Consider the following 4,663-nt stretch of genomic DNA (forward strand, 5'->3'; position numbering starts at 1 on the left):
CCCCACAGCGGTTTTCACCTACGGGCCGGCGGCCGGGCCAGGCGGCCACCCGGACCGGCCGAGGTGGTCGGCCCGGGATCCCGGCTCCGGATGCCAGGGGCCCACCGAATGCTCCGTCCCGTCCACTACGCTTGACACAGCGGACGGCGTTGACGGGACGAGTAGCGGCGGGCGCAGCCAGGGACGACCGGCCTCAGGACGGCGTCCAGCGAGCCGGGGACGGTGTGAGCCCGGCGGCCAGCGCGCTGCGAAGATCACCCCTGAGCCGCCGGGAGAACAGGGCCCGCGCCCCCAGTAGATCCGGTACCGCGCGCGACGAGTGGTCTGTCCGGGCCGCCACACCGGCGTCCCGGGAGGCAAGGAGGGTGGTACCGCGGTGCCACCGCGCCCCGGCGAACGCCGGGTGCCGTGGGGTGTCGTCCCTCCGTTGGAGCCCGAAACCGACGGAGATCTGACGGAGACCCGCCCATGCCGAACCAGCCCACCGAGCCAGACCAGCCTGCCGCGCCGGACCAGCCTGCCGCGTACACCCCGTCCCCCCAGCTCACCGGGCAGGCCCCGGCCGCCCGGCCGGCCGGGCAGGCCCGGCCGGCGCCGGTGTTCCCGCCGCTGTCGACCCAGGTCGACCTGCCCGCCCTCGAGCGCGACATGCTCCAGCGCTGGAAGGACCTGAAGGTCTTCCAGCGTTCCCTGGACGCGACCGCCAACGGCCCGCAGTGGGTCTTCTACGAGGGCCCTCCGACCGCCAACGGCAGGCCGGGCGCCCATCACGTCGAGGCGCGCGTGTTCAAGGACCTCTTCCCCCGCTTCCGCACGATGCGCGGCTTCCATGTCCCGCGCCGCGCCGGCTGGGACTGTCACGGCCTGCCCGTCGAGCTCGCCGTGGAGAAGGAGCTGGGCTTCACCAGCAAGAGCGACATCGAGGACTTCGGCATCGCCGAGTTCAACGCCCGCTGCCGCGAGTCGGTGCTGCGCCACGTCGCCGACTTCTCCCGGATGACCGAGCGGATGGCCTACTGGTGCGATCTGGACAACGCCTACCGCACCATGGACACCTCCTACATCGAGAGCGTCTGGTGGTCCCTCAGGCAGATCTTCGACAGGGGGCTGCTCGTCGAGGACCACCGGGTCACCCCGTACTGCCCGCGTGACGAGACACCCCTGTCCGACCACGAGGTCTCCCAGGGGTACGAGGACGTGGTCGACCCGTCGGTGTACGTCCGGTTCCCGGTGACGTCCGGACCGCTCGCCGAGGCGGGGGTGAGCCTGCTGGTCTGGACGACCACCCCGTGGACGCTGGTGTCGAACACCGCGGTCGCCGTGCACCCGGACGTCACCTACGTGGTCGCCCGGACCTCCGCCGGTGGCCGTGCGGACGAGCTGGTGCTGGTGGCCGAGCCGCTGCTCGCCGCCGCGGTGGGCCCGGACGCCGAGGTCATCCGGACGCTGCGCGGCGCGCAGCTGGCGGGGGTGGCCTACGCCCGCCCGTTCGAGCTGCTGCCGGCGGCGGACTTCGCCACCCCGGCCGCGGCCACCGGCCACGCCGCCAGCCAGACCACCGGCCACGCCGCCAGCCAGACCGCCAGCCAGACCGCCGGCCAGGTCACCGCTCAGACCGCCGGTCAGACCACCGGCCAGGTCACAACGGCGGCCGCGCACTCGGTGGTCCTCGCCGACTACGTCACCACGACCGACGGCACCGGGCTGGTCCACCAGGCCCCGGCCTTCGGCGCCGAGGACCTTGCCGTCGCCCGCGCCCACGGGCTGCCGGTGGTCAACCCGGTGGGCCGCGACGGCCGGTTCGTCACCGGCGTCCCGCTGGTCGGCGGGCTGTTCTTCAAGGACGCGGACGCGCCCCTCGTCGACGACCTGCGCGCCCGCGGGGTGCTGTGGCGGGCCGAGGACTACACCCACAGCTACCCGCACTGCTGGCGCTGCCACACCCCGCTGATCTACTACCCGCTGCCGTCCTGGTACATCCGGACGACTGCGGTCGCCGACCGGCTGCTGGCGGAGAACGAGCGCACCGACTGGCACCCCTCACGGATCAAGAACGGCCGTTACGGGGAGTGGCTGCGAGGGAACGTCGACTGGGCGCTGTCGCGCAACCGCTACTGGGGCACGCCGCTGCCGATCTGGCGCTGCACCGCCGACCCGGCGCATCTGACCTGTGTCGGGTCGCTGCTGGAGCTGTCCTCGCTGGCCGGACGTGACCTGTCCGGGCTCGACCCGCACCGGCCGTTCGTCGACGAGGTCACGATCGCCTGCCCGGCCTGCTCGGCGGTGGCCCGCCGGGTCCCGGACGTGATCGACGTCTGGTACGACAGCGGGGCGATGCCGTTCGCCCAGTGGGGCGCGCCGCACCGCAGCCGCGAGGAGTTCGCGGCCCAGTACCCGGCGCAGTACATCTGCGAGGCCATCGACCAGACCCGCGGCTGGTTCTACACCCTGATGGCCATCGGGACGCTGGTGTTCGACCGCTCGTCGTACGAGACCGTGCTCTGCCTCGGCCTCCTCCTCGACGCCGAGGGCCGCAAGATGAGCAAGCATCTGGGCAACGTCCTCGACCCGTTCGAGCTGTTCGAGCGGCACGGCGCGGACGCGGTGCGCTGGCTGATGCTCGCGGCGGGCTCGCCGTGGTCGGACCGCCGGGTCGGCCACGAGGCGCTGGAGGACATCGTCCGCAAGGTGCTGCTGACCTACTGGAACACCGCGTCGTTCTTCGTCCTGTACGCGAACGCCGCGGGCTGGGCGCCGGGGCGTACGCCCGCCGCCGAACCGCAGGCCCGCCCGGTGCTCGACCGGTGGGCGCTCTCCGAGCTGCACGCCACGATCACCGAGGTCACCGAGGCGCTGGACGGGTTCGACTCGCTGCGCGCCGGGCGCCGCCTGGCCCGCTTCATCGACGACCTGTCCAACTGGTACGTGCGCCGCTCCCGGCGGCGGTTCTGGGAGGCCGACCCGGACGCCCTGGAGACCCTCTACACCTGCCTGGACGGCCTGACCCGGCTGCTGGCCCCCTTCATCCCGTTCCTCACCGACACGCTGTGGTCGAAGCTGGCCGCCGGTGTGCGGGCGGACGCCCCGGACTCGGTCCACCTCGCCGGCTGGCCGGCCCCGCGGCCCGAGCTCGTGGACGCGACGCTCGCCGCCCGGATGGACCTGGTGCGGCGGGTGGTCGAGCTCGGCCGGGCGGCCCGGGCGAGCAGCGGTGTGCGGACCCGCCAGCCGCTGGCCCGCGCCGTGGTGGCCGCCCCCGAGTTCGCCGGGCTCTGCGCGGACCTGCGCGCCCAGATCGCCGAGGAGCTCAACGTCGCCGCCGTCGAGGCTGCGGCCGCCGATGTGGTCGACGTCACCGTGAAACCGAACTTCCGGGCGTTGGGCCGCCGGTTCGGCAAGCGGACCCCGCTGGTCGCGGCGGCCGTCGCCGCGGCGGGCCGGCCGGTGGACGGCCGGCTCACCGTCGAGGTGGACGGCGAACGGATCGAGCTCGCCGGCGACGATCTCATCATCTCCGAGACCCCGCGGCAGGGCTGGGCCGTGACCTCGGAGTCGGGGCTGTCCGTGGCCCTCGACCTGGAGATCACCCCCGAGCTGCGGCGGGCCGGTGTCGCCCGGGACGTGGTGCGGATCCTGCAGGAGGCACGCAAGGCCGCCGGCCTGGACATCACCGACCGGGTCGACGTCCGCTGGACGGCGGACACGCCGCAGACCACCCAGGCCCTGCGGGAGCACGCGTCCACCGTGGCCGCCGAGGTCCTCGCCGTGACGTTCACCGAGGGCGCCGCCCCCGCGGGCCAGCAGGCGGACCAGGACGCGGACGATGCCGGCCAGCGCGCACCGGATCTCGGGCTGACGTTCTGGCTGCGGCCGGCGGCCGGCACCACCGGCACCACCGGCACCACCGGCACAGCCGACGCGGCTGGCTGACAGACCGCGGGCAGGCTTCGCCGGGAGTGTTTCAGGCCGGGAGACTCAGCGGGTGTCCCGGCCTGCCGGTGGACGCCGGGACGGCCTGCGTGCCCCCAGCGGCAGTAGCGCCGCCGCCAGCAGGCCGATCACGACCGAGGCATAGACAAAACCGGTGCCGCCCAGGATCCCCACCCCCAGCAGCACGGCCGACAGCAGGACGAGAACACCGCTGAGAACTGTCATGGCCGGACGATGGCCGTGACCGGCACCACTGGAACGAATTCCGCGGACCGGACATCGCGGATCCAGAGGGCCATATGACCGATATGCCGTGATGGTGGATACATCCGGAACCTTTTCCGATATTTTCAAACTCCAGGATCCGGGAACGCCGGGCCCCGGGAACGCCCAGGCCCTGGGAACCGCCAGGGCCTGGAGCCCCAGGAGCCCGCGGGCTCCTGGGCATCCTGCGGACCGCCACCCACCGCGGCGCCGCCGTGGGCCTGTGGGCTCCTAGAAGTCCTGCAGCCCGGAGGGATCCCGACGGGAAACCGCCTCCACATCAGGCGCGCGCACCCCGCCGTTGTCGTTCCCGCGCGCCATCGCGCCCGCGCCCAGGGGCGAAGCGGACGGGAAGGACGAGGACGGGGCGGATGCCCCCGTGGGTGAGTTGGCGCTGATCCCGACCGGCGGGGTGCGCGCGCCTGATGTGGAGGCGGTTTCCCGTCGGGATCCCTCCGGGCTGCAGGAC

General features: G+C 73.4%; 2 protein-coding genes. One reads left to right on the top strand and one right to left on the bottom strand.

Annotated elements, in window-relative coordinates:
* The first annotated feature begins 468 nt into the window (after positions 1-468).
* A complete protein-coding gene (gene ileS / locus AC5LSR_RS14960; RefSeq protein ID WP_250285268.1) occupies positions 469-3,930 on the top strand; it encodes an isoleucine--tRNA ligase in 3,462 nt (1,153 codons plus the stop codon).
* A gap of 45 nt (positions 3,931-3,975) precedes the next feature.
* Here the strand turns inward: ileS and AC5LSR_RS14965 are convergent, their stop codons facing one another.
* Positions 3,976-4,155: a hypothetical protein gene (locus AC5LSR_RS14965; RefSeq protein ID WP_250285267.1), complete on the bottom strand. Its 180-nt coding sequence runs from the start codon at positions 4,153-4,155 to the stop codon at positions 3,976-3,978.
* Between the last annotated feature and the right edge of the window lie 508 nt (positions 4,156-4,663).

The sequence above is a fragment of the Protofrankia sp. CiP1_Cm_nod4 genome, assembly GCF_982290645.1.